Below are 24,969 nucleotides of genomic sequence, written 5' to 3' on the forward strand. Positions count from 1 at the left end.
TGAGCGCGCGGGACCCTGATCGCGCCCGTACCCTCGGAAGATGACCACGATCCCGGGACGATCCCGCGCCCCGCTCGCGCTCCTCCCGTTCCTGGCCGCGGTCGCGGTGGTCGCCGTCGTCGGCGGACTCGCCGCGGCCGACGCCCGCTCTGTCTACAGTGGACTCGACCTGCCGTCGTTCGCGCCGCCCGCCTGGCTGTTCGGTCCGGTGTGGACGGTGCTGTACCTCGGGATCGCCGTCTCCGGCTGGCTGTACTGGAAATCCGGCGGGGAACGCCGGGGGCTGGCCTGGTACGCGGCGCAACTGGTCCTGAACGCCGCGTGGACGCCGTTGTTCTTCGCGGGCGGCGCGTACGGTCTCGCCCTGGCCGACATCGTCCTGCTCGACGTCGCCGTCGTCGTCACCGCGCTGTACTTCCGCCGCTCTTCCCGGGTTTCGGCCGCGCTGCTGCTGCCGTACCTCGCCTGGACGCTGTACGCGACCGCGCTGAACCTCGCGATCGTCGTGCTCAACTGACCCCGATCGGCAGGGTGGCGGCCACCCCCTTGGCGTGCCTGCCGTCCAGTCGCTCCAGCGTGAGCCCGCCCCGGCGGGCGGCGAGTTCCAGGTCCCGCACCGCGTGTTCCACCGCGTGCCGCCCCGCGGCGGCGACCCGGATCGCCGCGCTGACCCGGGGTTCGGCCTCGGCGGTGCCCCGGCGCGCGGTCACGGCGAGCGTCACCGCGGCCCCAGGAGCGGCGACGAGCAGACGGCGCGACAGATCCGCCGCGAGCACCGGTGACAGCGCGTCCCAGCCGTCGAGCCGGAAGGTCGTCTGGCAGATCGGGCCGCTGTGCCAGAACCGCCAGTCCTCCCGGATCCGCGCCCGGCCCGCCGTCACGTGCGCCAGCGAGGCGAGCGCGCCGAGGACCTCGTTCTCGGCGAGCGCCCGCACCGGCAGCCCGTCGCGCCGGAGCTGCCGCCGCACGCGCCGGACCGTGTTCCCGAGTGCCTGCCGCACATCGGCGTCGCGATGGACGTCGGCCGTGCGCAGCGCCTGCAGCGCGACCCAGCCCCGCGGCGGCCGCGAGCGGTCCGCGCCGACGTGGTGGATGACCTGCGCGGCGACGTCCAGATCCTGGTCCCGTGACGGCGGAAGCACCGCCAGCGGCGACGGCAGCGGCTGCACGTGCCCGGCCGATTTCGGTTGCAGCACAGCGGTGATCCCCTCGGCGCGGCTGACCATATACACCGTCTCGTCGCCGATTTCGCCCGTGGTCCCTTCCGCTTCCGGCGACAGCAGGCGCAACAGCGCCCGGCCCGCTTCACCCGCGTTCCGGAGGTCCCGGTCGCGGTCGCGCAGCAGGTATCCCGACGCCGAACCGAGCCATTCGTAGAGCCAGCGCCCGCGAATCCGCACGGCGGTCAGCGCGAGGACCACCACGGCGACGGTGATCACCGCCGCCACCAGCGGCCAAGGCCGTCCCGCCACCAGGACGAGCGCGACGAGGACGAGCTGCCAGCAGATGATCTGCGGCACCCCGATCCCGCCGAACCGGCCGGGGCGCCGCGCCGGAACGGGCACCGCCGGAGTCGGCGGCGGCGAGGCCTGCGGCGGCACGGGGACGGGCGCCGGCGCGGTCCACTGCGGCCGTTGCCCGGTCCGGCGGGCGGCGTCGAGCGCGTGCAGCGCGGCTTCCCGTGCGGCCGCCCGGGCCGCGGGCGCGGCGTAGGCGAGCTGGTCGGGCAGAGCTTCGTGCCGCCCCACGGCCGGTGCCGCCTGGGGAAGCGGCGGGGGCGGCGCCTGGTACCGCCCGCCCGTCCTGGCCGCGCCGGATTCGGTCATCGTCCTGCCTCCTCGATGTCCGCCCCAGCGTGTCCGGCGAACATGAGGTTTCGATGACACAGGCCCGAGACAGGCAGTTTCATCGAAATTTCATGGTGGCTCTCTAGCTTGATCGCGTGAACACCGATGAGCGGGACACGAAGCGGTTCAGTGTCGTGGCCAGGACGCGGATGGCCGTCGCGCTGATGGTCGCGGGCTGCCTCGCGCTGGTCGGCCTCGCGGTGACCGGAGCGGCCGCGACCCCGGAACGGCTGGAGTTCGTCCAGGTCGGGCACTGGGTCTACAACGACGCCGCCCAGTCCGCGTTCCACGTCGACGGCTCGACGAACCGCGTCGACGCGCGCGCGGACGTGCCCGGAGCGGCGAGCGGCAGCCAGGTAGCGCAGGGGGACGATTCGGGTTACGTGGTCGAGCGGAACCGCATCACGGAGTTCGACAAGTCGACTTTGACCGTGGAGGAGTCCACGCCGCCGCCCGCGCCGGAGACGCCGTTCGTGCTGGAGATCGCGGGCGGTCCGTATCTGGTCTACCGCAACGCCGGTCAGATCGTGCGGCTCGGCGACCCCGCCGCGACGGTGCCCGCAGGGGGGCCACTGTCCCGGCCGGTGGCGACCGGCGACGGCACGGTGTGGGTGCTCCGCGTCGACAACGGCTCGATCTGCGAGCTGCCCAAGGGCGCCGCGGTCCTGACCTGCACCGCGCAGCTCCCGCCTGGACACGGCGGCGGGCTCACGCTGCTCGGTGACCGGCCGGTGGTACTCGACATGACCGGCGACAGCCTCCACCGGGTCGGCCCGGACGGACTCGGCGAAGCCCTGCCGCTCGGCATCAAGCTCTCGCCGTCGGCGCAGGTGGCCAACAGCGCCGCCGGTGACCGGCTGGCCATCGCCGACCCGGAGCGCAACCAGCTCCACCTCATCGACGTCAGCGGCCTCGACCAGGACCGCCCCTCCGCGAAGCCGATCTCGGTCGAGCTGACCAAGGGCAGCCGGTTCAACGGCCCGCTCTCGTCGTCGAACGTCGTCGCCATGGTCGACGAGACCCGCGGCGAGGTGCTCACCTACGACGCCACCGGCAAGCTCAAGTCCACCGCGAAGGTGCCGAACCAGGGGGCGGCGCCGAGGCTGGCCAAGGGCGAGGACAACCGGATCTACGTCGACAGCTCCGACGGCTCGCACGTGCTGGTCGTCAACGGCGAGGACGGCTCGGTGGTCGACGTCGACGTCGACAAGGCGGCCAACAGCCAGACCGCGGGCGCGCCGCCGGCCGAACCGGACCCGTCCGGCGAGCAGCCCCCGCCGGCGCCGCCGAGGCAGGGACCGCAGCAGGGACAGGCGCCTCCGAACACCCAGAAGGCGATCCCGCCGGTGGCGAAGGCGACTCCGCCCGGCGCGCCGAGGAAACTGAGTGCGACCTCCGGAGACGGCTCGATCAAGGTCTCGTGGAGCCCGGCCGCGGACAACGGCGCGCGGATCACCGGCTACCGGGTGAGCTGGCCCGGCGGTTCCACGAAGGTCGGCGGATCGTCCCAGGGGACCACGATCTCCGGTCTGGACAACGGAACCCCGTACGTGGTCACCGTGGTCGCGGAGAATTCGGCGGGACTCGGGGCGGGCGTCAGCGCCAAGGCCGTCGTCCCCGGACCCGCCAACCGGCCCGCCACTGCGCCGGTCGTCACCGCGAAAGCCGGTGCCGACGGCAAGGTGTCGGTGAGCTGGACCCAGCCGGACCTCCGGGGCGGCACGTTGGTGCACTACCTGGTGAGCGCGACGGGCCAGGGCCAGCGCACACTTTCGGGCACGTCCACGGAATTCACCGGGGTCACCGGTGCGCTGACCGTCACGGTCCGCGCGGTCACGAAGTTCGGTTCGGGATCCCCGCTCACCGGGGCGGCGGGCAGCAGGAAGGTCACCGTCCCGGTGGTTTCGGGGCCACCGACGATCACCATCACCCAGGTCCGGAGTCAGGGCACCTCGCTGCTCGTTTCCGTGATCGCCGACGGCAAGGGCGCGCCGGCGACCTGCCAGGCGGAGTTCTTCGTCGAGACCAAGCCGGTCGCCTGTTCCGGGGCGACGACCCTGACCATCAAGGACGTCACCTGGCTCGGCGCCATCACGATCACCGCCACCATCAAGACCTCCGCGGGAACCGCCACCGACAGCTGGCGGGGCGTGCCCTCGTGACCGAGGCCGTCCGACGAAAGGAAAGAGAACAGCTGTGACGCTCACACCCAGGGTCGCCTACGAGCAGATCGCCGAGAACGTGCAATCGGTGGTGCGCGGCAAGCCGGAGGTCGTCCGGCTCACCGTGGCGGCGCTGTTCGCCGAAGGGCATCTGCTGATGGAGGACGTGCCCGGCGTCGGGAAGACAACGATCGCGCGCTGCGTCGCCGCCAGCATCGGCGGCCGGTGGAGCCGGATCCAGTTCACCCCCGACCTGCTGCCCGGCGACATCACCGGCGTGATGGTCTACCACCAGAACGCCGAACGCTTCCAGTTCCACCCCGGCGGCATCTTCGCCAACGTGGTGCTGGCGGACGAGATCAACCGGGGCACGCCGAAGACACAGGCCGCGCTGCTGGAGGTGATGGCCGAACGCCGGGTCACCGTCGACTCCGTCGGCCAGGCCGTGCCTCGGCCGTTCCTCGTGGTGGCCACGCAGAACCCGATCGAGCTGGAGGGCACCTACCGGCTGCCCGAAGCGCAGCTGGACCGGTTCCTCATGCGCATTTCGGTCGGCTACCCGGATCTGGAATCCGAGATGCGGGTCGTGATGGGGGACTGCGCCGGGGTGACCCCGGACGAACTGAAGCCGGTGCTGAGCATCGCCGACGTCCAGTCCGTCATCGACGAGGTCCGCAAGTCCAATCTGGCGCCCGAGATCGTCAACTACGCGGTCCGGCTGGCCGCGGCGAGCCGGTCGCATCCGGACGTCCGCTACGGCGCGAGCCCGCGCGGAAGCATCGCGCTGATCCGGGCGGCACAAGGGCTCGCCGCCACCTTCGGCCGCGACTTCGTCACCCCGGACGACGTCAAGGACGTCGCGCACCCGGTGCTCGACCACCGGCTCGTGCTGACGCCCGACGCGGAACTCAACCAGCGGCGGACCGCCGACATCGTCGACGAACTCCTGGGCGCGACGGCCGCTCCCATGGCCGCGATGGGGAGGTAGGCCGTGCGGCTCACCCGCCGCGGCGTCATCGTGCTCGCCTTCGCCGCCGGGTTCTACGCACTCGGCGAGCTGGCCGGGTACACGTTCTTCCGTGCCTTCGCGGGGGTCGCGGCAGGCGCGGTGCTGATCGCCTTGGCCACCACCAGGTTCCGGCCCCGGGTGGAGATCGGCCGGACCGTCCGGCCCGACCGGGTCGAACGCGGGAAGCCCGCGCTGGCCACGCTCGTCGTGCGCAACGCCGGTGCCCGGCGGCACGGCGGTTTCGCCGCGGCGGACGGGATCGGGGCCGAAACGCACAGCCTGCGCGTCCGCCCGCTCGCGCCCGGCGCGGAGGCGACGTACCACTACGAACTGCCGACGACGGTCCGCGGCAAACTGCGGGTCGGCCCGCTCGTCGTGCACCGGCCCGACCTGTTCGACCTCGCCCGCGGCGACCAGACCGTCGGGGACAGCGCGTGGCTGTGGGTGCATCCGCGACGGCACGCGGTGCGGGCGGCGCAGGCAGGCCATCCGCGTCACCACCACGAAGGCCCGATCACCGATCCGCCGTTGCGCGGTTCGGCGGATCTGCGCGCGGTTCGGGAGTACGTGATCGGCGACGAGGTCCGGCATCTGCACTGGAAGGCGACCGCCCGGACCGGACGGCTCATGGTGCGCGAGTACGCCGATCCGGCCCAGCCGCGGTTCACCGCCGTGCTCGACACGCGGCCCGGGGCGATGAGGCCCGCCGTCTTCGAAGAGGCCGTCGAGGTGGCCGCCTCCCTGTTCTACGCGTCGGCGTCGGCGGGCCAGCACTGCCGCCTGATCACGTCCGCGGGCGCGGACACCCTGACCGACAGCGGGGTCCGCGCGGCGAGGACGCTGCTGGACGAACTCGCGCTCGTCACGCAGGACGCGGCGGACGCCGCACCGCTGCTACCCTCGGCCCTGGCCGCCGCCGAACGCCCCGGCGGGGTGCTGGTGGTGATCACCGGCCCGGACGCCGACCTCGGCCATGCCGCGCGCTGGCGGCCCGACACCGTCGTCCGGCTCGGTGACCTGAGGCCGTCGGCGGGTTCCGGTGGCGTGCTCATCGCGGTCGACGCCGCCGGTGCCGCGGCGCAGTGGAATTCCCTGGTGGCGAAGGCATGAGCGCGGGATTCGACCGGATCGCGGTCGCCGGGCTGCTCGGCGCGACCGGCGTCGCCGGGCTGCTGTTCACGCCGGTGTTCGGCTGGAAGCCGCTGGTGGTCCCGGTGCTCGTGGTCGTCCTCGTCGGCTACGGCTGCGTCGAGCTGACCGGGAAGTTCCCCAAGCTGGTTCCCTACCGGCCTTTGCTCGTCGCGTTGCTCGGCCTGCTCGGTCTTATCGAGACGGTGCTGACCTCGACCACGCTCGCCTTCCTGCCCACTCTCGCTTCGCTGCAAGGGGTGGCGCGCGGTTTCACCGAAGGCTGGCAGCTCACCCTACAGTCCACGTGGCCCGCCCGGCCGGTTCCCGACCAGCTGCTGTTCGTCCCGCTGGCGGTGCTGCTCGCCGTGGTCCTCGGGGTGGAGCTGTTGCTGCGCTTGAAAAAGCCGTTGGTGGCACTGGTGCCGAGCTTGATCGTCGCCGGGCTCGCGCAGGCGTATCAGGCGTTGACGGGTATCGGCGCGGTGGCGGCGGCGCTCGGGTACACGGTGCCCGCCGGGCTGCTGCTGTGGGCGGGCCGTCGCACTCGGCCGGGGAACCGGGCGCCCGGCGGGCCGCGGTTCTCCTGGCGGGTGACGGGATCGGCGGTCTGGCCCGCACTGTCCACAGTGGTCGCCCTGGTCGCCGGGGCGCTCGCGCTCGCCGGGCTCGACCCGGTCGGCCGCGACCCGCTGGCGCTCAAGGACACTCAGGCCGCGCCACCGCCGCGGGGCAGGCTCGGCAACCCGCTGGACGAGATCGCCCAGCGGCTCACCAGGCCGAACGAGGAAGTGTTCCGCTATCGAGGCGACACCCCGGTCGACCAGTGGCGCCTGATCGTGCTGAACGGCTTCGACGGGTCGAACTGGCTGTCCGATTCCCGGCTCCAGCGGCTCGGCGTGGGTCTCGACGGCGCCCCCGGCGGCACCGGCGGCACCGCCGAACTGAAGGTGCGCGGACTCACAGGGCCGTGGCTGCCGAGTCACCAGGGACTCACCGGGGTGGACGGACTGACGCCGCTGGTGGACCAGTCCGCGGGCACCCTGCTGATGGAATCGCCGTCGCCCGAACGGAACTACCGGCTGAGCTGGTCCTCACCCGACGTCGATCTCGGCGCGGGCGAGGTCGACGCGCGGGCGCCGGGCGGGCTCGGCGGACTCGGCGCGGTGCCGCCCGAGGTCGAGCAGCTGGCCAAGGACGCCGTGCGCGGTCTGCGTCCGACGTTCCAGACCGCGCTCCAGCTGGAACGCTTCCTCTCCAAGAACTACGTGCTCGCGGCGGGCTCGGACGAGCTGCCGACCGGGCACGGCTGGCCGCAGCTGCGGCACTTCCTGCTGGAGAGCAAACGCGGGACGAGCGAGCAGTTCGCCGCCGCGTACGTCGTCTTGGCGCGGATGAGCGGCATCCCGGCGCGGCTGGTCGTCGGGTTCCGCGGTTCGGCCGAGGTCGACGGCGGGATGCACGTCGTCCGCAACCGCGATGTCCTGGCGTGGCCCGAGGTCGCGGTCGCCGGGGCGGGCTGGGTGCCGCTCGACCCGACCGCCGCGGCGGACAAGTCGGGACGCGATCAGGCCGCGGCCGGCAAGGCCGTCGCGCGGGCGCGGGCGCAACTGCCCGCCGAGCAGCAACTGCGGCCGCCGCAGCTTCCGCCGGGCACACCGTCGGACCCGGCCGAGGGCCAGACCGCCGACGCGGGCGCGAGCTGGTGGTGGTTCTCACTCGCCGCCGCGATCGTCCTTTTCGGACTCCTGTGGCTCGTCGGGGTCCCGGTGGCGAAGGTCGTCCGCGCCCGCCGTCGCCGTCGCCGATCCGGTGCCGAAGGGGTGCTGGGCGCCTGGGACGAGATCCGCGACCGGCTGCGCGCGCACGGTGTGCCGTTCCGGATCGGGATGACCCCGCGCGACCTCGCCGAGTCCGCGGGATCGCTTGCCGGGGAAGGGATCCGCGAGCCCGTCGCCAGGCTGGCCAAGGTGCTCGACGTGACGCTGTGGTCCGGGGTGCCGGTGGGCGACGGCTCCGTCCGGCGGGCGTGGCAGGAAGTCGGCGAACTGCGGCGGGGACTGGCCACCAGACCGTTCGCGGCTCGGGTGCTGGCGGCACTCGAGCCGCGAACCCTGATCCCGATCAAGGGGAGGGGCGGGAAAAGCGGCTGAAGGGCGCTTTCCCCTCATGCCCTGGGGGGAAAGCGCCCTTCACCGCGTCAGTGGTGGGCAGGGAGCCGGTATCGATTCGGTCCAGGTGGTCGTGAGTGGTAAGTGTCGTTCTAACGACACTTACCACTCACGACCACCTCGGCCCAGCGCGGTCTGGCGGGCAGGGCGATCAAGGTTCTCTTGAGCCGTAAGCCATAGGTGTCCTGTGGGGTGCCATGTCCCGGAGGTGATGCGAAAGCCACTTTCGCAACCTTCAATGTTGCGAAAGTGGCTTTCGCAACATTGAGTCCGCACCTCACGACCCACTTGAGTCAGGGGTTGCAGCGCGCGCCGCGGATCGAGACCGGTTCGGTCGTGTAGATGTGGCGGCCGTCGGTCGCCCGGAGCTGGAAGCAGTACCGGCGCGCCGGGTCGACCGGGACGTCCAGGCTGCGCTGACGGTGGGCGACGAGCTGCTTGGTCTCCAGCCGTTCGCCCGCCATGATCACCACGAAGTCCAGATCGCCCACCGCGGTCCAGGTCAGCTGCACGTGATCGCTCTGGTCCTGCGGCGGCGCGAGCGCCAGCTTGACGTCGGGGGCGGGCGCGGAAGCCGGTGACGGCGGCGGGATCGCGGCCGCCACCGGGACGGCCTGTCCGCCGATCTCCGCCGGTCCGAGGAACAGCGGGACGACGGCGAGCCCGGCGACGAGCACTCCGGCGCCGGCCAGCGCGATGGGCCGCCAGGGAATCCGGCGTTCGGTCTTGAGGGGGCCACTGAATTCGCGGATCAGCGTGCGCCCGCCCGACGGCGGCGTTCGCACCACCTGGACCGGCGCGGCGGGGACCGGCCGAGCCGGGGCGGCGGGCCGGTGGATCTCGGCGAAGTCGTCGAACTCGACCTCGGGTTCGTCTTCGCTCGGGGCGTCGGCGGATTCCGCGCCGGCGACCTCGCCGCCGGGCAGGCGCAGCTTCGTGAACTGCCGGGCCAGCGACGCGACGTCCGGTGGCCGGTCGGCCGGTTCCTTGGCCAGCAACCGGAAGATCGTCGCGGAGAGCTCGTTCGGGACGGCCGGATCCCGGATCGGCGCGACCGGTTCCCGCAGCACCTGGAGGATCCGCTCGCCGGGCTGCTGCCCGGTGTGCCGGGGAAAGGGCGGCGTGCCGGTCAACGCGGCGTAGAGCACCGCGCCGAGTCCATAAAGGTCGGACGCGGGGGAAAGCGTGTCGTCGCGCAGGGTTTCCGGCGCGGTGTACTCGACGGCGTACATCGGATCGCGCGGGAAACGCCGCCGCAGGGCCACGCCGAAGTCGGCGAGCACGAACTCGCCGGACGCGCGGTAGAGCACGTTGTGCGGGCTCACGCCGCCGTGCACGACGTCGGCCCCGTGCGCCGCGGCGAGCGCCGACGCGATCGCGGCACCGAGGGCGAGCACGTCGGGAACGGCAAGCCGGGTACCGGAATCCAGCAGATTCGCGAGTGAACCAGGGAACAGTTCACGGCGGAAACCGGACCGGCCGTCGGGATGGGCGAGGATCTCGTCGATCTGCACGACCGACCTCGTCGACCGCACCGCGGCCAGCGCCTTCCGCTCGCGTTCGATCCACGACGTCGTCTCGCGGTCGAAGGAGCCGGGGAACATCTTGACCGCGAAGTCGTTGCCCGTGGCGGGATCCCGGCCCGCGAACACGGTGGCGACGGGGCCCTGGGCGAGCAGCCTCGGTCCGCCGTTGGTCTCGATGTCCATGACCCCATTGTCGCGCAAGAAGGCCGGATCCGTCGTGCTTTCCCGGCGGCAGGTTCCTGCCGTGACGGCCCGGCGGACCCCTCGGCGGCGGAGTCTTTTCCCATGCAGACTGCCGGCCTGGTCAGGGTCACCATCACCACTCCGCACCGGCGCATCGACATGGCGCTGCCGGAACACGCGTCCGTCGCCGAAATCCTCCCCGGACTGCTCGCGCGGGCGGGCGAAGGCATGGCCGACGACGGGGTCCCCGGCGGCGGCTGGCAGTTGCGCCGCGCCGACGGGACGGCCTTCGATCTGGACCGGACGCTGGGCGCGCACCGGGTCCGGGACGGGGAGATCCTCCATCTGACGCCGCGCCGCGCCGAATGGCCGGAGCCCGAGTACGACGACCTCGTGGACGCGATCGCCACCGGCTCCGGCCGCACCGGGAAGGCCTGGGGGCCGCGGCACACGCGGTGGACCGGGCTGGCCGCCGGCGCGGTGGCGATGTCGTTCGGTCTGCTCGCGGTGCTGCGTGCCGGTCCGCCGTGGACATCCCCGGCGTCCTGGGCGCTGGCGGTCTCCGCGCTGCTGCTGGCCGCGGGCGTCCTGCTCGCGCGGGCGCTGCGTGACGCCGGGGCCGGGGCGGTGCTCGCCGCCGTCGCGCTGCCGTTCGCCTTCACCGGCGGCGGTCTGGTGCTGGCAGGCGACGACGCGATCGGCGAACTGTCCGCCGGGCATCTGCTGCTGGGGAGCGCGGCGCTGCTGCTCGCGGCCGTCGTCGGCCGGCTCGGGGTGACCGCCGCGCCGGAACTGTTCGCCGGGGCGGCCACCGTCGGCCTGCTCGGGGTGCTCGGCGGCTGGCTGGCCACCTTCGACGACCTGGCGGGCTACCGGTCCGCGGCGGTGATCGGCGGCGGCGTGCTCGCGCTGTCGACCACGTTCGCGCCACTGGCGCTGCGGCTCGGCCGGGTGCCGATGCCGGTGTTGCCGCGGTCGACCGCGGACCTCGTCCGCGACGATCCGCAGCCGCCGCTCGACCTCGTGCACGCCGCCGTGGCCAGGGCGGACGCGCTGCTCACCGGCATGCTCGGCGGCGCGGCGATCGTCGTCATGTACTGCCAGCTGCAGCTCATCCGCAGCGACAGCGAGGCGGCCGTCGTCCTCGTCGCCCTGCTCACGGCCGGTTTCCTCGTGCGGGCACGGTTGTACCCGATCCTGCGGCAGCGCTCGCTGCTGCTGGTGACCGGGATCTTCGGCGCCGGCTGCCTGCTCGCGGGTCCGCTCATGACGGACCGCTCGCTGCTGCTCGTGCTGGCCGGGCCGCTGTCGCTGGCGGTGGCGGCGGGCGTGATCGCCTCCGGTGTCGTGCTGAGCACCCGCGCCGCGAACCCGTATCTCGGCCGGATCGCCGAATACTTCGAGATCCTCGTGATGATCGCCGTCGTCCCGGTGGCGTGCTCGGTGCTCGGTCTGTACGGCTACGTGCGCGGGCTGGGGGGCTGAAACCATGGCGTCCAAACGAGATCAGCTCCAGGCGTACCAGTTCCTGGTGCAGCGCGCGATTTCCGCGCTCGTGACCAGGGAGACCGACCCGGAGCAGCCGCCGTTCCGCCGTCCGTCCGGCGCCACGTTCGCCGGGATCGCGGTGGCGATCGTGGCGCTGGCGTGCGTCGGGGTCTACGGGATGATCGTGCCCGGCGGGAACAACGCCTGGCGCAAGAACGCCGCCGTCATCGTGGAGAAGGAGAGCGGCACCCGCTACGTCTACCTGGACGAGCGGCTGCATCCGGTGGCGAACTACGCGTCCGCGTTGCTGCTGCTCGGCGAACACGGCACCACGGAACGGGTTTCGCGCGATTCGCTCGCCGGAGTCCCGCGCGGGCCCAGGATCGGCATCGCCGACGCGCCGGACGGCTTGCCCGGCCCCGAAAAGCTGCTCACCGGAGCGTGGTCGCTGTGCTCCGCGCCCGCGAGCGACCTGGCGGGCAGCCGGATCGAGGAATCGGTGCTGCTGGCGGGTGTCTCGCCGTCCGGCGGCGCGGAACTGGGAGACCAGGCGCTGCTGGTGGAGTCGACGTCGACCGGCGACCGGTTCGTCGTCTGGCGCGGGCACCGGCACCGGATCAACGACTACGGCGCCGTCGGCACCGGCCTGGCGCTGACCGCCGAGCCCTGGGCGCGGGTCGGCAGGGCCTGGCTCGACGTCCTCCCGGAAGGCGCGCCGATCGGCCCGCTCCCGGTGGCGGCGGCGGGTGAGGTGTCCACCGCGGTACCGGGCCGGAGCGACATCCGGAACGGGATGCTGCTGATGGTGCGGACCTCCGGCGGCGGGCAGCAGCACTACCTCGCCGAACGGGACGCGCTGCGGCCGATCACCGAACTGCAGTACGACGTCCAGCGCGCGAGCGCCCAGATGATGGCCGCCTACCCCGGCACCGAACCCCAGACCGTGCCGCTGCCGCCTTCGCTGGCGACCATGTCACGGCAGCTGGACCCGATCCAGGCCGAAGCGGGCGCCGCGCCGGCCACGCGTCCGGCCATCGCGCGCCTGCGCGATCAGGACGCCACCGTCTGTGCCTCCTTCGGTGACGGCTCCGCGGCCCCTTCGCTGACCGTCGATCCCACGCTGCCCACCGCGGATCCGATGTCCACCACCGCCCGCCGGACCGCGGGCGGGACCCCGCTCGCGGACCGCGTCCACGTGCCGCCGGGCAGCGCGATCCTCGTCGAGGCGATGCCTTCGGCGCAGGCACCCGCCGGGACCCTGACCGTCGTGACCGACATGGGGCGCCGCTATCCGCTGGCCTCGCCCGATGTCCTCAAGATGCTCGGGTACCCGTCCGCGCGTCCGGTCCGGCTGCCCGCCGGTCTGGTGGCGCGGCTGCCCGAGGGACCGAGCCTCGACCCGGCCGCCGCCCGGCGCCAGACCCTGGGCGGCTGAAGGGGACTTTCCCCGCGTCTCACACGACGAAGGGAGCTTTCCCCGCATCACATGCGGGGAAAGCTCCCTTCGTCGTGTTCGGCTCAGCGGGAGTCCGGCCGCCGTCCGCGCGCCAGTGTGAACCCGGCCTCCGGAGTGTTGGCGGCCCGGCCGCGCAGCTTCGCCGGAACCCCGTCGCTCTTCCCGGACGACGCGCGCTTGGCCGAACCGTTCCGCCCCGTCGGCTGGTCGCCGGAAGAGGGACGAAGCGTGCTCGCCGTGTTCTGCGCGCCGGTGTGCGGTGACGACATCGGCGACATCGGAGTGGCCGCCGCCTTCGCGGTGGACGGGGACGCGGCTCCCGGCTGGATCTCGGAAGCGAGGCTGGGCGCCTTCTTCGTCCCGATCGGTTTGGCCGCCACGGGGAGACCCGCCATCCCGCTTGCCACACCGATACCGCCGAGCAGCCCGGTCGGCACCGGTGGCGCCCCCGAACCGCCGGGCAGCCCGCCGAGCCCGCCGAGCGCGGGGACCGCTCCGGCCGCGGTCGGCAGCGGCGCGAGCCCGGCGAGCGAAACCCCGGAAGATCCGTCGTAGCCGGGAATGTTCGGCAGCGAGCCCTCCGGCAGGGTTCCGCCGCTCCCGCCGCCGACACCGGCCGATTCGGCCAGTCCCTGAAGTTCCGAAAGGGCGTTCATCCCCGCTTCGGCCGCCTTGATGAAGTCCGCGGGGGAGTTCCCCTCCGCGGCCGGCTGCGGCATCTCGGGCATCATGTGGTCCGGCTGCTGGATCCCGGAAGCCGAGACGACCTTGAGCATCGACATGTCGAACTGCGCGCCGAGCGCGGTCATCCGCGCGCCCGACGCCTGCTGGATGAGCGGAGCCGCCCAAGCGGTGAGCGGGCTGCTCATCGCCGCCATGTACTGACTGTGCAGAAGCGACACCTCCTGCATGGTCTCCTGGATCCCGCCCGCCAGCGTCGTCAGCGTTTCGGCGGGCTGGGCCAGGTCGATGCGCTCACCCCAGAACTTGAGCTCCGCGAGCGAGCGCTGAGCTTTCTCTTCGTGGGCGCGGCCGGCGTCGTCCTGCCAGGTCGGCGACAGCTCGCCCACCCGCGTGTGCAATTCGGCCGAAGCGTTTTCGATCCAGGCGCGGGATTCGGTCCACATGCGTGCCGCGTCGGTGAGAACGGCGATGTTGGCCTGTTCGGCGGTGATCATCGCCAGATGCGCCTCGATCGGCAGCAGATTGTAGGGAACAGCCATGATCAGCTCCTCAGACAAGGTCCTGTGGGGCGTCGCCCACAGGCTGGTCGGCCGGTTTCTCGGTGGTGGACGGTTGCTGCTGCCCGGATCCGGCCGTCTTCTTCACCAGGTCGATGCCCTGCTTGAGCACCTTGGTGGCGGACGTGGCCAGTTCGAGGGCGCTGGTGACGTCGGCCGCGCTGTAGGTGAGCGCGGCGGCCTTGACCTTCGCCGAGTCGGTGACCATCTCTTCGGTCATCTTCGCCATGAAGGCGGCCACACTCGCGGTGGCGGCCTTGTCCAGCACCGACATCGCGATGCCTTCGAAGAGACCGGTCAGATTCGGCGGTGTCCCCAGCCGCGCGAGTGACGGCGGCATTTCCGGTGCGGTGAGCTTGCTCGAATAAGCGCTCATCGACTCGGTATCCGCGTTGATTCGATCGGGCATCTACCCCTCCTCACTGTCCGGCGCGGTAGCGCGGACCCTTGGTGTCTTCCTGTTCGACCTGCCACAACTCTTCGTCGAGCAGCTGGACCGTCTCGTTCTCCTGGTCCCACCGCCGGGGTGCGGGGGCCGGTTCCGCGGCCCGGGTGACCGGACGCCCGCGCCCGGACCGGCCGAGCAGCGAAACCCCCGGTGTCGCACCGGGTTTCCGCTCGCGGGACCGTCCGGTGGCCGCGTGCTCCGCGGCACCCGGTTTGATCCCGCCGCCCGTTTTCGCTCCGCCGTGCTGCGGTTGCTGCTGTGCCGGCGGCATCGCGCCCGGACTGCCGGACGCGCTCGCGCCGCCGGAACCCTTGGTGGACAAGGACGTCGCCATCGGCGCGACGGCGTCGCCGATTCCTCCTGGCGGCGTCGGGCCGGACGGAGCCATCGGGGACGGCGATCCTCCGGCGGCGGAACCACCGACGGGGCTCACCCCGCCACCGGCGAGACTCGGCAGGCCCGAAGGATCCGTACCGTCGCCGAGCCGGTCGAGCGGCTCTACCCTTCCCAAGGGCGAGAGCGGATCACCCGGGCCGAGCGGATCGACCGGGGCGACCGGTAAAGGACTGGGAGAACCCGTTCCGCCGCCGAGAAGATCCTGTGTGGACTGCATCAGCTGGCTCAACGCGTCCAAAGCTCCCGGCGCCGCTTCGAGGGCGTCCTTGAGCGGATCCGTCGTCCCCGGCGCTTCTTTCTCCGTGGGGGCGGGTTCCTGCGGTTGCGGCTCGGTGGGCGACGGTGCGGCACTGGGGGAAGCCGAGGAGGGGCCGGGGTTCGAGGCCGGACCCGGCTGACTCTGCCGGGAAGTGGCCGCTCTGGGCCCTGTCCAGGGCACGCCGACGGCGCTCTTCAACCCCTGGATCGCGGCCTGGTACAGCGGGGTGAGCTTGGTGATCTCGCCGGCGATGTTCCCCTCGATGCCCTGCCGCTGCTTGTTCTTCTCCTCATCGGACAGTCCGTTGTAGTGGATGACCTGTTTCTCCGCGGCGCGCTGGGCGGCCCACAGCCCGCTGTCCAGCGCGTTCATGGTGTCGAACACGTTCGACTTGCTGACGTGATTCCCGACGGTGACCTTCGAGCCCGGGTCGGTCCAGGACCTGATGGTGGCGAGGTCCGTGTTCACCCTGTCCAAGAACTGCCGTCCCGCCGCGTCCGGCCACCTGTCCTGCGTGACGAGCTGATTCGCCTGCCTGCGCAGCAGAGCGGCCTGTTCGTCGAGCCAGGTCCTGGCCTCCCGCCACAGCCATCCGGTGACCACCAGTTTGGGGATGTGGCCCTGCACCTCGTTGTAGATCTGCTGGTACATGTCCTCGATGGACGCCATGACGATCTCCTCAGCGCTGTCCGGCACGCGGGTCGAGCAACCGGGGATCGATCTCCGGGAGGTCTCCCGCCGGCCGCGTGACGAAAGCGGTCAAGATCTCCCGCCTGCCCGCTTCATCGGCCCGGATGTAGTTCATGGCCGTCTGCTGGACGAACGAGGCGTAAGCCGCGAAACCCTGCTCGACCATCGTGATGAAGGTCTGGAGCTTCGGGATGGTTTCGTTCTCCGTGCTCGTGAGATGCTGGCAGAGGTCGAAAAGCCCGCCCGGGCACGGTGTCGAGTCCTTGATCCGGGAAATGGGGCTGACCGGGGTCGCCTCGATGCTCGCCGAGATCAGCGCGGAGAACTCCCGCATGGCGTCCGTGTCGCCCTTGATGCCGTCACCGCTCATCGTCACTCCTCACGTCGTTTCGGTGGGTCAGTCCTGCGGGGGCAGCCACGCGAGCTGCACCAAGTCCTTCTGGCCGCGGCGATCCACCAGCCAGCCGCGACCCGGCGGCAGCACCTGCGCCCGCATCCCGCCCAGCAGCGGGCCTTCGTCGCGGTCGCCGGACATCATCAGTCCGGGCGTGCCGACTTCCCGCAGCCTGCCGAGGAAGGGTTCGAACAGCCCGCGTCCCGCGCCACCGGTGCGCCGGGCCAGCACCACGTGCAGGCCGATGTCAGAGCCCTGCGCGATCAGCTGCTGCAACGCCATGAGCGGATGTTCCTTGTGCGTGGCGACCATGTCGTAGTCGTCGACGAGGATGAAGATCTCCGGCCCCGACCACCAGTTCCGCTTCCGCAGCTGCTCGGGTGTGACGTCCTGCCCGGGGAGCCGTTTCTTCAGCGCCGTGGCGGTTTCGGCGAGCAGGCGCCCGCTGAGCTCGTCGTTGGTGCCGTAGCCGAGGAGGTGCTCCTCGCCGACCTCGCCGAGCAGGCTCCGGCGATGGTCGATCAGGATGACGCGGGCTTCGTCGGGCCGGTAGGCCGTCTGGATCCGCTTGGCGAGCACCCGGAGGAACGACGTCTTGCCGCTCTGGGTGTCCGCCAGCAGGAAGAAGTGCGGGTCGGCGGCGAAGTCGAGCCGCATCGGCGAAAGGTCCCGTTCGAGGATCCCGACAGCGAGCCCCGCCTCGTCGCCAGTCTTGCTGTCGGTGGCGGGAAGTTCCTCGTAGGGAAGGATTCCGGGCAGCAGCCGGACCGACGGCGCGGGCTCACCCGGCCAAGCCGACTTCACCGCTTCGACGAGTGTCCCGACGCCGTCGGCGAGGTCGTCCGCCTCCGTGACGCCGTCAATCCGGGGCAGCGCGATCAGCATCTGGTGCCCGCTCATGGCGATGCCGTGTCCCGGTGAGTCGGCGGGCACGCTCATCGCGGCACGCCGGTCGATGACGGAGTCGATCGGATCGCCGATCTTCAGTTCCAGCCTGCTGGCGAACAGATCCCGGACGTTCATCCGCAGATCGAACGACCGCGAGCAGCCCGCCACCACGTGCACGCCGTAGGAGAGCCCGCGCCCGGCTATGTCGCCGACCGTTTCCTCGAGCTCGGGGAAGTCGTTGCGCAGGGTCTGCCAGCCGTCGATGACGAGGAAGACGTCGCCGTGCCGTTCCGCCGGGAACCGGTTCTCGGCGCGCAGCCTGCGATAGGTGGCGATGCCGTCGATCTGGTGCTCGGCGAACATCCGCTCCCGCTGGGCCAGGATCGTCGCCACCTCGGCGACCGTCCGCCGGACGGCGCCGGTGTCGAGCCTGCCCGAAACACCCGCGACGTGCGGCAGACCGGCGATCGACGTGAGCTTCCCGCCACCGAAGTCGAGGCAGTAGAACTGGACTTCCCGGGGGGTGTGCGTGAGCGCGAGGCTGGTGATCAGCGTGCGCAGGACCGTGCTCTTCCCGGTCTGCGGCGCCCCCAGCACCAGCACGTGTCCCGCGGCGCCGCTCAGGTCCAGCGTCAGCGGGTCGCGTCGTTGTTCGAACGGGCGGTCCACGATGCCCAGCACCGGCCGCAGCGCACCGCTCGTCCCGGTGGTGAGACCACGCTGGGGATCCGCGACCAGCGGGGGCAGCAGCGCGTCCAGGGTCGGGGATTCGTCCAGCGGCGGCAGCCAGACCTGATGGGCGGGCGTGCCCTGGCCTTCCAGCCGGTCGACGAGGATGTCCAGCAAGGTCTCGCCGACGGCGGTGTCTTCGTCCGGTTCGGCGGTCTCCTCCGGCTCGACGTCGAACTCCTCGGCGACGTAGGCGGTCGTGTACTCGCGCAACACCAGGCGTTCTCCCGGCGTGGTGGCGACCCCGCCGGTGGCACGCTGGTACACCCCGGAGACGTAGGCGGAGCGGAACCGGTCCATCGTCTCGGTCCCGACCTTGAGGAATCCGTGCCCGGGGGCGCGCGGAAGTTTGAAGGCGTCGGTGACCCCGAGCACCGCCCGGCTCTCCATCTCGGAGAAGGTGCGGAGCCCGACCCGGTAGGACAGATGGGTTTCCAGACCGCGCAGCCTGCCCTCTTCGAGGCGCTGCGACGCGAGCAGGAGATGCACGCCGAGAGACCGTCCGACGCGTCCTATCTGGACGAACATGTCGATGAAGTCGGGTTTGGCGGACAGCAGTTCGGAGAACTCGTCGCAGATCACCAGCAGCGTCGGCACCTCGGGCAGCGGTGCCCCCGCCGCCCGCGCCTTCTCGTAGTCGCGCAAGGAGGAGAAGTTTCCCGCCGCCCGCAACAACTCCTGGCGACGGATCAGTTCGCCGTTGATCGCGTCGGTCATGCGGTCGACCAGGTGCAGTTCGTCGGCGAGGTTGGTGATCACCGCGCTGGTGTGCGGCAAGGCGTCCAGCCGGGCGAAGGTGGCGCCGCCCTTGAAGTCGACCAGCGCGAAGTTCAGCGAACTCGGCGGATGCGTGACAGCCAGCGCGAGGACGAGCGTGCGCAGCAGTTCCGACTTGCCGGAGCCGGTGGCGCCGATCAGCAGACCGTGCGGCCCCATGCCGTCCTGTGCCGATTCCTTGAGGTCGAGTTCGATCGGGGCGCCGTCGGCCTGGATGCCGAACTGGACCCGGAGCCGGTCACGGTTCGGCCTCGGCTCCCAGGTGTCGGCCGGGTCGAATTCGTAGGGGTCGCCCAGTTCCAGCAGTTCCGCCAGGCCGAGTTCGGTGCTCATCGGGGTCTCGCCCCGCATGCCCGCGGTCAGCCGCAGCGGTGCCAGCTGCCGCGCGAGTCCTTCGGCCGCGACGGCGCCCAGAGCGTCCGCCTTGCCCAGTGGCGCCTCGCCGTCGATCGTCTCGCTGAGCAGGTCGCCGCCCTCGTCGACGGCGAGCACGACGGTGGTCCGGTCGAGCGCCCGCGGCGGCATGGTGGTCAGGTCGACGACGGTCACCCCTTCGACGCCGCCCCCGGTCATGAGATGGGAGGAGCCGGCGACCGCTCCGCCGTCGAGCACCACCACCAGATGCGGCCCGGGCAGCCGGACGTCCGATTCGGGATCGAACCTCGGCCGTTTGGCGAGTTCCTCCTCCAGCATCGACTCCAGCGCCGGGATGCTCGGCGCCACCAGGCGAAGCGGTCCGAGGGCGTCCGTGCGTTCGGGGTGCAGCGCGTGCGGCAGCCATTTGGTCCATTCCCAGTCCGCGCGGTGTTCCTCACCGGCGCAGACCGCGATCCGGAGATCGTCCGGGGAATGCAGGGTGGCCAGCTGGCTCAGCGTCGCGCGCAGCATGCCGAGCGCGGCCGCCCGGTCGCCGCGCAGGTAGACCCGGCTGAAGCCGTTGACCGCGATGGCGATCGGCAGCCTGTCCACAGTGGAATAGGTGGTGATGAACCGGCGCAGCGCCAGCGCGGACAGCGGTTCGAGCTCTTCGAGCGGTTTGGTGTCGGGCGTGACCAAGGTGGTGCCCGGGGCCTGCGCGCTCAGCCCGAGGCGGGCGACACCGAAGTCCGGATCCTCCTTGCGCCGCTCCCACAGCCGGTAACTGCCTGCCAGGGACCACAAGGTGGCCGGATCCGGGTGGAGGTACTCCATCGCCTCGCGCTGTTTCCGGATCGAACGCCGCAGCCGCAACCGGTGCTGGGCGAGATGCCCCAGGTACTTCCGGCGGGCGTGGCCCATCTCCCGTTTGCTCGGGCCGCCGCCCTGCAGGAAACCCATGACGACCATGCCGAGCATGCCGACGCCCATGATCCCGTAGATGGCGAACCGCATCGACCCGCCCATGCTGCCGGAATACATCAGCAGCATCCCGGCCGTCATCGCCACCATCGGCAGCACCATCAGCACCTGGGCCCATTGGCGCCCGGGCGGGGGCGGGATCTCCGGCGGTGGCTGAAGGATCAGCTCGCCGGACGGCATCTCCGGACCCGGCCTGCGGGTGGGGCGCTTCACCACGACTGTCGACACGCCACCGATCGTCGGCCACCGGGGTGGCCGGGGGACCGGGCTGGCAGGAAGCTGCCGACCACCGGAAAGCGCCGTGATCGCTCACTAATTTGGCAGAAGCAAGAGATCACCTACGTCGTGGAACGGAGGAAGACGTGAGCTACGACCAGATCTACGGTGCCACACCGGAGATGGCCTCGTTCGGCCTGAAGACCAGGGCCATCGGCGAAGACATCAACGCGCAGGTGCAGTCGAGTCTCAGCAGCATCCAGGGCTTGAGTTCGGGCTGGCACGGCCAGGCGAGCAAGGCGTTCGAGGGGGTGGAATTCACCAGGCAGGGGAACTGGGGCACGAACACCCAGAGGATCGACGTCATGGCCGACAACATCACCCAGGTGGCCACCCGCTACTCCGACGCGGACGACTCGGGGACCACCGCCATCTCGCAGGTCATCTAGACCTGCTGACCGAAAGGGGAAGAAAATGGCCGACGGACTTGTCGCGGCGAATTTCGGTGACCTCCACGCGATCGCCGGTGGCTTGAAGACCGCCATGGACCAGCACGGGCAGTCGCTGGACGACCAGTTGCGCCAGGCGTTGCTTTCGCAGGACTTCTGGGGTGGCCAGAACAACGACGAGATGCACGCCAAGACGATGCAGGACCACAAGATCGCTGGCGAAGACATCCAGCGTGGCCAGCACCAGGGCAGTGCGACGACTTCGTCGGCGTACGGCTATGAGAACTGCGTCAAGCAGTGCGGCGCCTATTTCAGCTGACCCGTCGAAGTACGGAGAATCCCCGGAGTGTCGCGCTCCGGGGATTCTCCATGTCCGGGTGGTGGGTGAGGGTGCCGGTGAGTGGTCGGTGCAGGGGGTCGTGAGTGGTAAGTGTCGTTAGAACGACACTTACCACTCACGACCTCCGCGCCTCCGCGCCCCCGCGGACCGGTGGGCAGGCCGACGTTGCGAAGGCCACTTTCGCAACGTTCAAGGTTGCGAAAGTGGCTTTCGCAACACTCGGCGCTGCCGGAAAGGGCGATCACGCGTGAGCAGACACCGCACACACGTGATCAGAGGCGGAACTCGCGTGATCAGACACCGCACACCGAGTTCCGCCTCCAAACACGCGAGTTCGGCGTCTGATCACGCGAGTCACGCCTTTCGGTCCGACCCCGAACCCGGATGACCCCTGTACTGGTCGTGGCGCTCACGAACCGTCGGAGACCAGGAAGACCTGTTCTGGCGGTTCGACGACGGCGGGCCGATCCGGCACGGCGGCCGCGAGGGCGGGCTGCCAGCGACGACGCCGTCCCCGGGGCGCGAGCACCGCGATCAGCGTGGCCAGCACGATTCCGCTCACCGCGGCGACGGTGAGCCACTTCGCGAGCTCCGCCGTCCGCGCGTCACCGGCCTCCCGGTCGAGCCGCGCCTGGTCGGGCGCCGGCGGGACGAACGCGGGCAGGGCGGCGGGTTTCTGCGGATCGAGCCCGTCGGTCACCGCCCGGTACGGGTCGATCAGCCCGGCGCCGTAGGCGGGACTGCCCTCACCGCCGCGTGCCGGGGCCGCCGTCGCCACCAGCCGTTGCGCGACCTCGGCGGCGCTCAGGCCGGGCCAGGCCGACCGCACCAGTGCCGCCGTGCCGGTGACGAACGGCGCCGCGAAACTCGTGCCGTCGACATAGGCGTGGCCCGCCACCCGCGTCGCGGTCAGCACCTTGGCCCCTGGCGCGACCAGATCGACGTACCGGCCGATCTGGGAACCCTGGATCCGCGCGCCGTCGATGTCCACCGCGCCCACCGCGAGCACGCCGGGATAGGAGGCCGGATAGGACGGCAGTTCGGTGGTCGCGTCCTTCTGCGCGTTGCCCGCCGCGGCCACCACCAGGACGTCCCGCGCGACCGCGTACGCGACGGCGTCACGGATGACGGCGAAGTCTTCGTGCCCGGCGAGCGAAAGGTTCAGCACCCTGGCGCCCTGGTCGGCGGCGTACCGGATCCCGTTCGCCACGACCTGCGGATCGATCCGCAGCGATTCGCCCTGGTCGCCGACATCGCGATCGCTGATCCGCACCGGCAGGATCCGCGCGTCCGGCGCGACTCCGTGGAAACCGATACCGGGCACCGGATCCGCGGCCACGATCGCCGCGACGCCGGTGCCGTGCGACACGCAGTCGAACGCGCCGGGATAGCTCCCGGCGAGATAGAAGTCCCGGCCGGGAAGGACTTTCCCCGGCCGCTGGAGCTGCGGGTGGTCCGCGTCGACACCGGAGTCGACCACCGCGACGAGCACCCCGCCGCCCCGGCTGTGCGGCCACGCCCGTCGTGGGTCGACGACCTGCTGCGCCCAGGGTTGCGCCTGCACCGCGGACCGTGCCGGTTCCGGGGTGTGACACGCACCGGACGGGGGAGCCGCCAGGGCCGGGGGCGTGGTTCCGAAGAACTGGGCCGTCATGGCGAGCACGGCGGCCATCGCGGCCACCTGGTTCCGCTTCACTGGTTCAGCTCCCGATGGGCTTGCCGTAGTGGTGGAGGATGTCGGTGAGTTGCTCGAACGGTGCCGAAGCGCCGCCGTCGAACCGGCACCAGACGGCCTTGCGGGCACCGGCACCGAGGAGTTTCACCCGCGCGGCCGGGGTCCGCTGCGCGTGCGCCACGCCGAAGGCCGAGACCACCTCGTGTCCGAAAAGGACTCCGTAGGGCAGCGCGGGTGGCGCGGGGACCGTGCCGCGCACACCGTGGACCCGGCCGGGATGCGCGGCGACGACCATGCGCGTCACGGTGCCCGCGCATTCGGCGGCGAGGTCTTCGACGCGGCGGGTGTCCACCGAGCCTGCCAGGGGACCGCTGAGCCGCAGCTCCTCGACGACGTCTTCGTCCACTTGCGACACCTGAAGCCGCCCCGTCACGCCTTCCCCGGTGATGACCAGTGAGGCGGGCCGCGGCGCCCGGACGAGGCAATGAGCCGAAACCTCGGACGCCGACCAGGGTTCGGTCACCGGTTCCGCGACGCCCCAGCCGAGCGGCCCGGCGCCGGTGATCGCCCGCATCGCGATCTCGGCGCTCCGGCCGATCCGGAGTGGTTCCCCCGCCGGGTAGGACGTGGTGATCCGGACCTCGAGATCCCCGCCGCCCGGCGAATACTCCCGGGGCTCGGGGATCGTCGCACCTTGGCCAGGGACGAACCGGAGGCCGTTCCAGGCCAAGGGAAGCCCCAGGAAGCCGTCGCGATACTCACCGAAGTCGTCGCGGACGACCCAACCGGCGCGCGCGTCGGCGAGCAGCGACTCGAGCGGGTACGTGAGACCGCTTCGCGTGCCGGTGACCAGTTGCAGGACCCGTCCACTGTCGACGGCGGTCTTCGCCGCGTCGACCAGCCAGGTCGAAGCGGGCACCACGTCGCGGAACTGTTCGACGACGAGGGCTTCGGACGTGGCGCGGTCGGCGGCGGGATGTCCGGTCATCGGCTCGACCACGCCGTTCCGCCGGTGGTGGCGACCAGGGAGGCGGCGAACTCCCGTGCCGCGGTTTCCGCTTCGGGGTCCCCGTCCCGGGCCCGGCCTTCCACCCACCACACCGGTGACGGCATGTCCACGCCGAGCAGCCGCCGCGTCTCGCCGGGCACCCGGACCAGCCGCCCGCTCTCGATGGCCAGCAGCACCCCTCCATCCGGATGCCGCAGCAGGAACAGCATCCGGTCTTCGTCGACGTCCACTTCGGACAGCGGGCTCGCGGCCCGGATCGCCGAGACCAGGGTGTCGGCATCGGGTTCCCGGCGGCACAGGCCTACCACTTCGAAGGTCATCCGGTCGGCTCCTTTCTCCATTTCCCATGGTCGTGCGCGAAGCGGCGCGACGAGTCCCGGTGACAGCAACCGGTCACGCGGCCCCGCGAGACATCCGGCGCCGACAAGCTGGCGAGGACGAGAACAAGGGGAGGTGCCATGGAATCGCCGTTCCCGCTGGACATGCGGGCCGAGTACGGCCGGATGGCCGACGACATCCGGTCCACCCAAGGGCGGATGGCCCGCATCCGCGCCACCGCCGAGTCGGACGACGGGCTGATCGGCGTGACCGTCGGCGGCGCCGGTGAGCTCATCGAACTGTGGCTGGACCCGCGGATCTACCGGTCGCCCGATTCGGCCGCACTGGCCAAGGACATCACCGAGACCTTCCACCGGGCCGTCGAACGCTCCCAGGAAGAGGTCATGGAGATCGTCGCGGGCTTCCTTCCCGCCGACGCCACCCGCGAGACGACGGATCTGCGGTTCGATCCGCTGCTGCACGAATTGGACCGGAGGGTCCGGTGAGCGGCATCGATCGCGACAAGGACGGGAAGATCGACATGTCTCCCGTGGAGACGATGGGGCAACTGAGCCGGCTGCGGGCCGCCGGGGACGTCCTCGAACAGGCTTGGTCGTCGCAGCGGGGCAAGATCGACGCCCCAGGACAGATCGGCGGCGGCCCGCTCGGCCGTGCCTTCACCGCCTTCTACGCGGAACCGAAGACCGCGGTGGTCGGTGCCATGGACCCGGTCCCGGGTATCTACCGGCAGCTGGCGGACAACGGCGGCCAGGCGGTGCGGGCCTACGAGGCCACTGACGCCGCCGCAGCCGGCCAGTACGACCGGTGAAAC

The 24,969-nt window shown here is 71.4% G+C and carries 21 protein-coding genes; 11 read left to right on the forward strand and 10 right to left on the reverse strand.

What is annotated here, in order from left to right; translation table 11 throughout:
* Window positions 1-40 precede the first annotated feature (40 nt).
* On the forward strand, window positions 41-517 hold the full coding sequence (locus B0293_RS06235; protein ID WP_005159672.1) for a TspO/MBR family protein: 477 nt from the start codon (window positions 41-43) through the stop codon (window positions 515-517).
* On the opposite strand, the gene B0293_RS06240 is transcribed toward B0293_RS06235, so the two are convergent.
* On the reverse strand, window positions 510-1,826 hold the full coding sequence (locus B0293_RS06240) for a type VII secretion protein EccE (RefSeq protein WP_170065777.1): 1,317 nt from the start codon (window positions 1,824-1,826) through the stop codon (window positions 510-512). The two genes, B0293_RS06235 and B0293_RS06240, sit on opposite strands and share 8 nt — an antisense overlap.
* Before the next feature lie 116 nt (window positions 1,827-1,942).
* On the opposite strand from B0293_RS06240, the gene B0293_RS06245 reads away from it, so the two are divergent.
* From B0293_RS06245 to B0293_RS06260, 4 genes are read left to right on the forward strand one after another with little or no spacing between them, the layout of a single operon-like run.
* Window positions 1,943-4,009, forward strand: coding sequence for a fibronectin type III domain-containing protein (locus B0293_RS06245; protein WP_005158244.1), 2,067 nt, complete (start codon window positions 1,943-1,945; stop codon window positions 4,007-4,009).
* Between the two features lie 34 nt (window positions 4,010-4,043).
* Complete coding sequence (locus tag B0293_RS06250) at window positions 4,044-4,997, forward strand: AAA family ATPase (RefSeq protein WP_005158230.1); 954 nt, start codon at window positions 4,044-4,046, stop codon at window positions 4,995-4,997.
* A 3-nt stretch (window positions 4,998-5,000) separates the two neighbouring features.
* Window positions 5,001-6,128: a DUF58 domain-containing protein gene (locus B0293_RS06255; protein WP_005158215.1), complete on the forward strand. Its 1,128-nt coding sequence runs from the start codon at window positions 5,001-5,003 to the stop codon at window positions 6,126-6,128.
* Window positions 6,125-8,299 (forward strand): transglutaminase TgpA family protein, encoded by a 2,175-nt coding sequence (locus B0293_RS06260; RefSeq protein ID WP_039918206.1) that lies wholly within the window; start codon window positions 6,125-6,127, stop codon window positions 8,297-8,299. The genes B0293_RS06255 and B0293_RS06260 overlap by 4 nt, the downstream gene beginning before the upstream one ends.
* 311 nt (window positions 8,300-8,610) lie before the next feature.
* On the opposite strand, the gene B0293_RS06265 is transcribed toward B0293_RS06260, so the two are convergent.
* Window positions 8,611-10,026 (reverse strand): serine/threonine protein kinase, encoded by a 1,416-nt coding sequence (locus B0293_RS06265; RefSeq protein WP_005158210.1) that lies wholly within the window; start codon window positions 10,024-10,026, stop codon window positions 8,611-8,613.
* Window positions 10,027-10,128: 102 nt separating this feature from the next.
* Between B0293_RS06265 and eccD the strand changes: the two genes are divergently transcribed.
* Together eccD and eccB are read left to right on the forward strand one after the other, a co-directional pair.
* Window positions 10,129-11,511 (forward strand): type VII secretion integral membrane protein EccD, encoded by a 1,383-nt coding sequence (gene eccD / locus B0293_RS06270; protein WP_005158209.1) that lies wholly within the window; start codon window positions 10,129-10,131, stop codon window positions 11,509-11,511.
* A gap of 4 nt (window positions 11,512-11,515) precedes the next feature.
* Window positions 11,516-12,949 (forward strand): type VII secretion protein EccB, encoded by a 1,434-nt coding sequence (eccB, locus tag B0293_RS06275; RefSeq protein ID WP_005158207.1) that lies wholly within the window; start codon window positions 11,516-11,518, stop codon window positions 12,947-12,949.
* A gap of 83 nt (window positions 12,950-13,032) precedes the next feature.
* Here the strand turns inward: eccB and B0293_RS06280 are convergent, their stop codons facing one another.
* From B0293_RS06280 to B0293_RS06300, 5 genes are read right to left on the reverse strand one after another with little or no spacing between them, the layout of a single operon-like run.
* Window positions 13,033-14,193, reverse strand: a complete 1,161-nt coding sequence (locus tag B0293_RS06280; protein ID WP_005158205.1) for a hypothetical protein — start codon at window positions 14,191-14,193, stop codon at window positions 13,033-13,035.
* 10 nt (window positions 14,194-14,203) lie between these two features.
* A complete protein-coding gene (locus B0293_RS06285; RefSeq protein WP_005158203.1) occupies window positions 14,204-14,620 on the reverse strand; it encodes a hypothetical protein in 417 nt (138 codons plus the stop codon).
* Window positions 14,621-14,630: 10 nt separating this feature from the next.
* A complete protein-coding gene (locus tag B0293_RS06290) occupies window positions 14,631-15,983 on the reverse strand; it encodes a hypothetical protein (RefSeq protein WP_005158202.1) in 1,353 nt (450 codons plus the stop codon).
* Window positions 15,984-15,993: 10 nt separating this feature from the next.
* On the reverse strand, window positions 15,994-16,374 hold the full coding sequence (locus B0293_RS06295; protein ID WP_005158201.1) for a hypothetical protein: 381 nt from the start codon (window positions 16,372-16,374) through the stop codon (window positions 15,994-15,996).
* Window positions 16,375-16,401: 27 nt separating this feature from the next.
* The gene (locus B0293_RS06300) at window positions 16,402-20,358 is read right to left on the reverse strand and encodes a type VII secretion protein EccC (protein ID WP_005158191.1); all 3,957 of its coding nucleotides are present in this window, start codon (window positions 20,356-20,358) and stop codon (window positions 16,402-16,404) included.
* Window positions 20,359-20,492: 134 nt separating this feature from the next.
* On the opposite strand from B0293_RS06300, the gene B0293_RS06305 reads away from it, so the two are divergent.
* Both B0293_RS06305 and B0293_RS06310 read left to right on the forward strand, forming a co-directional pair.
* Window positions 20,493-20,795, forward strand: a complete 303-nt coding sequence (locus B0293_RS06305) for a WXG100 family type VII secretion target (RefSeq protein WP_005158188.1) — start codon at window positions 20,493-20,495, stop codon at window positions 20,793-20,795.
* Between the two features lie 25 nt (window positions 20,796-20,820).
* Window positions 20,821-21,114: a hypothetical protein gene (locus B0293_RS06310; protein ID WP_005158185.1), complete on the forward strand. Its 294-nt coding sequence runs from the start codon at window positions 20,821-20,823 to the stop codon at window positions 21,112-21,114.
* Window positions 21,115-21,544: 430 nt separating this feature from the next.
* Here B0293_RS06310 and mycP read toward each other — a convergent pair whose 3' ends face one another.
* Genes mycP through B0293_RS06325 form a run of 3 tightly spaced genes read right to left on the reverse strand, consistent with a single transcriptional unit; the run spans window position 21,545 to window position 24,139 of the window.
* Complete coding sequence (gene mycP, locus B0293_RS06315) at window positions 21,545-22,831, reverse strand: type VII secretion-associated serine protease mycosin (protein ID WP_005158183.1); 1,287 nt, start codon at window positions 22,829-22,831, stop codon at window positions 21,545-21,547.
* 4 nt (window positions 22,832-22,835) lie between these two features.
* On the reverse strand, window positions 22,836-23,798 hold the full coding sequence (locus B0293_RS06320) for a DUF6177 family protein (RefSeq protein WP_245191959.1): 963 nt from the start codon (window positions 23,796-23,798) through the stop codon (window positions 22,836-22,838).
* Window positions 23,795-24,139: a hypothetical protein gene (locus B0293_RS06325; RefSeq protein ID WP_005158175.1), complete on the reverse strand. Its 345-nt coding sequence runs from the start codon at window positions 24,137-24,139 to the stop codon at window positions 23,795-23,797. Before B0293_RS06325 ends, B0293_RS06320 begins: the two co-directional genes overlap by 4 nt.
* 138 nt (window positions 24,140-24,277) lie before the next feature.
* On the opposite strand from B0293_RS06325, the gene B0293_RS06330 reads away from it, so the two are divergent.
* Together B0293_RS06330 and B0293_RS06335 are read left to right on the forward strand one after the other, a co-directional pair.
* Complete coding sequence (locus B0293_RS06330) at window positions 24,278-24,643, forward strand: YbaB/EbfC family nucleoid-associated protein (RefSeq protein WP_005158172.1); 366 nt, start codon at window positions 24,278-24,280, stop codon at window positions 24,641-24,643.
* Window positions 24,640-24,966, forward strand: a complete 327-nt coding sequence (locus B0293_RS06335) for a hypothetical protein (RefSeq protein ID WP_005158171.1) — start codon at window positions 24,640-24,642, stop codon at window positions 24,964-24,966. Before B0293_RS06330 ends, B0293_RS06335 begins: the two co-directional genes overlap by 4 nt.
* Window positions 24,967-24,969 lie beyond the last annotated feature (3 nt).

It is taken from the genome of Amycolatopsis azurea DSM 43854 (genome assembly GCF_001995215.1).
In the GTDB taxonomy this organism is placed as follows: domain Bacteria; phylum Actinomycetota; class Actinomycetes; order Mycobacteriales; family Pseudonocardiaceae; genus Amycolatopsis; species Amycolatopsis azurea.

Coding starts and splice junctions, on each gene's coding strand:
- B0293_RS06235 (WP_005159672.1), top strand. CDS start 41: ATGACCACGATCCCGGGACGATCCCGCGCCCCGCTCGCGCTCCTCCCG.
- B0293_RS06240 (WP_170065777.1), bottom strand. CDS start 1,826: ATGACCGAATCCGGCGCGGCCAGGACGGGCGGGCGGTACCAGGCGCCG.
- B0293_RS06260 (WP_039918206.1), top strand. CDS start 6,125: ATGAGCGCGGGATTCGACCGGATCGCGGTCGCCGGGCTGCTCGGCGCG.
- B0293_RS06265 (WP_005158210.1), bottom strand. CDS start 10,026: ATGGACATCGAGACCAACGGCGGACCGAGGCTGCTCGCCCAGGGCCCC.
- eccD (WP_005158209.1), top strand. CDS start 10,129: ATGCAGACTGCCGGCCTGGTCAGGGTCACCATCACCACTCCGCACCGG.
- eccB (WP_005158207.1), top strand. CDS start 11,516: ATGGCGTCCAAACGAGATCAGCTCCAGGCGTACCAGTTCCTGGTGCAG.
- B0293_RS06280 (WP_005158205.1), bottom strand. CDS start 14,193: ATGGCTGTTCCCTACAATCTGCTGCCGATCGAGGCGCATCTGGCGATG.
- B0293_RS06285 (WP_005158203.1), bottom strand. CDS start 14,620: ATGCCCGATCGAATCAACGCGGATACCGAGTCGATGAGCGCTTATTCG.
- B0293_RS06290 (WP_005158202.1), bottom strand. CDS start 15,983: ATGGCGTCCATCGAGGACATGTACCAGCAGATCTACAACGAGGTGCAG.
- B0293_RS06295 (WP_005158201.1), bottom strand. CDS start 16,374: ATGAGCGGTGACGGCATCAAGGGCGACACGGACGCCATGCGGGAGTTC.
- B0293_RS06310 (WP_005158185.1), top strand. CDS start 20,821: ATGGCCGACGGACTTGTCGCGGCGAATTTCGGTGACCTCCACGCGATC.
- B0293_RS06320 (WP_245191959.1), bottom strand. CDS start 23,798: ATGACCGGACATCCCGCCGCCGACCGCGCCACGTCCGAAGCCCTCGTC.
- B0293_RS06325 (WP_005158175.1), bottom strand. CDS start 24,139: ATGACCTTCGAAGTGGTAGGCCTGTGCCGCCGGGAACCCGATGCCGAC.
- B0293_RS06330 (WP_005158172.1), top strand. CDS start 24,278: ATGGAATCGCCGTTCCCGCTGGACATGCGGGCCGAGTACGGCCGGATG.